We start from the raw sequence: 1420 nt of genomic DNA on the forward strand, positions 1-1420 counted from the left end.
CCATTACAGTCGAAATTGTCAGCCCGGGCCCGTCTCGAGCTACGATTGAGGCGCGCCCAGAACGGGCCGCCGACCGGGCGCCCGCGCACGGCCGAACGTCCCTGCCCCCCGAGAGGGCCTGTTGGGTGCTGCCGGCGCGGGACGCGCCACCCCCGACGGCTGATAGGAAAGTGCCGGGCAGAGGCCGCGGCTGGTAATGTGAGTGCCGAGGGGGAGGCCATCCGGTCGAACGACTACCGGAAGGATACCACCGTGAAAGCGCCATCGACCAGACCAGGGGCCGTGCTCGGCCTGGACGTCGGCAAGTCCTCCCACTGGGCCTGCCTGATCGACCGCGGCGGGAAGGTGCTGGCCAGCGCCCCCGTCCGCAACCGGGAGGGCGCTCTCGACGCGCTGTTCTCCTCCGCGCCCGCCGGCACGCTCGTCGTGGTCGACCAGTTCCGCAACATAGGGTCCCTCGCCGTGCGGCGCGCCCGCGCCGCGGGGCTGGCGGTCGCCTACCTGCCCGGCCTCGCCGCCAGCCGCGCCGCCGGGCTGTTCGCCGGCGAGGCCAAGACCGACGAGCGCGACGCCGAGGTGATCGCGCGGACCGCCCTGGGCGTGCCGGACTCCCTGTCGGGGGTCCCGGGCCGCGGCGAGGCCCTCGAGGCCGCCCGCGCCCTCTCCTCCCAGCGCGACCACGTCGTCGCCTGCGCGACCAGGGACAAGAACCGCCTGCGCGCGGTGCTGCTCGAGTCCTGCCCGGCCCTCGAGGCCGCGGTCGACCTGTCGGACCGCCGGTGGCTGGAGCTGCTCGCCGGGTTCGGCGGGGCGTGGGGGATCGCCCGCTCGGGGGCCGGGGGCCCGCGGGCCGAGGCCGCCGGGGAGGCCGCGGCCGCCTCGACCGCGCCGCCGCCGGCGCTCGTCGAGGCCGAGAACAGGCAGGTCAGGTTCCTTGCCGCCCGGATATCGGAGGCCCTCGACGAGGCCGGGGCCCTCGAGGCCGAGACGGCGGCGCTGCTCGAGGGCGACGAGACCTACGCGTGCCTGCTCACCGTGCCCGGCATCGGCCCGAGGACCGCGGCGCAGCTCGCGGTGTCGGTCGACATCGGGAGGTTCCCGGACCACGACCACCTGGCCTCGTACTGCGGCATAGCCCCGAGGGTGAGGAGCTCCGGCACGTCGGTGAGGTCGGTCAGGGCGTCCAGGCGGGGCGACGCGAGGCTCAAGTCCCTGCTGATCTTCTCGTGCAACAGCCTGGTGAGGTCGTCGGGGCGCTACGGCGAGTACTACCGGGCCTGCAGGGCGCGGGGCATGGGCCACGGGCGGGCGCTCAAGGCCGTCGCGAGGAAGCGGCTCAGGGCGATATACGCCGTGATGCGCGACCGGGTGCCCTACCGGGAGTAGCGTCGAAGGTTGACAAAACTATAGGAACACCCAA

The 1420-nt window shown here is 74.0% G+C and carries 1 protein-coding gene; it reads left to right on the forward strand.

Annotated features, from left to right (window positions below; translation table 11 throughout):
- The first annotated feature begins 252 nt into the window (after window positions 1-252).
- Window positions 253-1386 carry an IS110 family transposase gene (locus DWV43_RS09985; protein ID WP_117856219.1) on the forward strand — a complete coding sequence of 378 codons (1134 nt, stop codon included), beginning with the start codon at window positions 253-255 and terminating at the stop codon, window positions 1384-1386.
- The last annotated feature ends 34 nt before the right edge of the window (window positions 1387-1420 follow it).

Source organism: Collinsella sp. AF05-9 (assembly GCF_003465595.1).
GTDB lineage: Bacteria > Actinomycetota > Coriobacteriia > Coriobacteriales > Coriobacteriaceae > Collinsella.